1 protein-coding gene is annotated in these 1,501 nt (G+C 44.9%); it reads left to right on the top strand.

Annotated elements, in window-relative coordinates; genetic code table 11:
- Positions 1 to 35: 35 nt before the first annotated feature.
- Positions 36 to 1,501, top strand: a 1,466-nt coding sequence (locus R7P72_RS24190) for an ImpA family metalloprotease (RefSeq protein WP_318110854.1), incomplete at its 3' end; no start/stop codon positions are given.

Raw genomic sequence — 1,501 nt, 5'->3', positions numbered from 1 at the left:
ACACTCCGGCAAACCCCTTGTTTAATAAGTGAAATATGAAAAAAACAATTATCTCGTTGGGTCTTGACGCTGTTGCCACCGGATGCGGTGGTGGAGAGAGCAAGTCACAATCAAACAGTCAAGTCACACCAACTCCAGTTCCTGTTCAACAAGCGCTAGAAACGGGCAATGCCCTATTGGTTTCTGACCCAAATGACTTCATTCGTGAAAGCCGTCAAGTTGTTGAGGCGCACAAGAAACAGTCGAATGCGATCAAATCTGCGATAGCAAAAAATCTTTCGGGTCTTTACTGGGATCCGACGCATGATGCCGCGATTTTTGCTCCTACCTATGGATTCAACGACACCATCTTGATGACCAATAAAGCGATGGCGAGTGGTTACAAAGACCAAGCGTTGTCGATTGGTATTGCTGGTGAGCAAACTAATGGCCAGCGTTATGCTGTTTTAGGCAGTAACCCATTTCGAACCGCACAACGTTTTCCTGATTCTTCTAATGCGGCAATGACTCAATGGTTAAAAAACCTCGTTACTTGGTTGTCAGGTGGAGCTACTTCAAACGTGGTCATCGCGCAAATGGATCAGTCTTATTACTTTCCTGATGAGCAAGCGACGCGCAGTTGGTTAAACAACAATATTTCACCAGACCTGACATTTAATGAAGCTAACCTGTGCGACGGTTCAAAATTACTTAGCTGCTTGAAAGCCGATAAGCCAAACCTGTTGATTCTGTCACAACATTTGCTGTCAGGAGATACCAACCAACAGGTAATAGATGCGCTGGCTTATGCCGAGCAAGCTAAAATTCCGGTTCTATATCTGCATTGGGACGGTGGGTTGACCGATCTTGGCCGAGACATTTTGGCAAAATTCCATGTTGACTACGTGGGGGACAACTATTGGCGTAAGTTAGGTTTGGTCGATTGGGCACCTTCATCACTGATGAACTTTGTGCCAGATTCTGTCATCACGCAACAAGCGTTGTTATCCCGTTTCGAAACTCAAAACTTCAATGTTGATTTGTCCCAATGTGATGATAAATCATGCCCAGAAGTAGCGAACATGGACAGTCAGTTTTACGACGCTGCCAACAGCATTCGCCCATGGCTGAAATCGCTTGATGCGCAAAAACTCTCGTTGTTTGAACAAGATGGTTATCAATACGAAAAGCTGATGGTGTTATTGGCGGATCATTATCGTCAAACGGCCTCTTTTCCAATGGATAAGCAGTCTACGGGGACGACTGAATTTTTGAAATCGTACTTCGCGGACTACGTTCAATACAACAGTCGTCGCATCAACCCAAAACAACCAAATATGGGAAACTTCAGCCGCAGTGAATTTGGGGCCGATGTAAAGAGAATTGATACTACGGTGAATATGGAGTCTAAACGCAACTTCCGTTCGGCAGGAGTGTATGCGCTGCCAGGTGAGACTTTCACGGTAACGCGTAAAGACAACAATGATGTGACCACAAAAATTGTCATCAATAGCTTAAGAAG

Source organism: Vibrio sp. Vb0888 (genome assembly GCF_033338835.1).
In the GTDB taxonomy this organism is placed as follows: Bacteria; Pseudomonadota; Gammaproteobacteria; order Enterobacterales; family Vibrionaceae; genus Vibrio; species Vibrio alginolyticus.
The sequence above is the reverse complement of the archived record's forward strand: the minus strand, read 5'-3'. Positions and strand labels throughout refer to the sequence as shown.